Source organism: Streptomyces rubellomurinus (genome assembly GCF_000961885.1).
GTDB lineage: Bacteria > Actinomycetota > Actinomycetes > Streptomycetales > Streptomycetaceae > Kitasatospora > Kitasatospora rubellomurina.
Window position 1 is genome coordinate 1 of sequence record NZ_JZKH01000346.1, and the last position, 388, is coordinate 388.

General features: G+C 71.4%; 1 pseudogene. It reads left to right on the forward strand.

The features are described from left to right. Positions 1-388 (forward strand): annotated as a pseudogene (locus VM95_RS38135) (hypothetical protein); the annotation flags it as partial.

Below are 388 nucleotides of genomic sequence, written 5' to 3' on the forward strand. Positions count from 1 at the left end.
GTCCTCGACACCATCACCCGCAACCGCTCCCGCGGCCAACGCGTGATCGTCTACCTCAGCTACTCCGGCCTCGGACCCGACATCGAACGCGGCATCGACCACACCGCCCTGCGCGACAACTTCCCCCGCCTGCACGCCGCCGGCATCCCAATCGTCCACTACTGGCGCCCCGCCCTGCCCCAGAACTCCACCCCCGCCGCGATCGACACCGTCCTCGCCCTCGCCACCCGCTACGCCGACTGCACCCTGTCCATCGGCCTCAAGGTCCCACCCGGCTCCCGCCGACAGATGGAAGCCCTCTGGCCCGCCCTCGCCGACCCCGCCCTCGACCCCGAGAGCGCCGACTCCATCTGGCCCGACCCCCAGTGGGAGGCGATGCGCAACATCC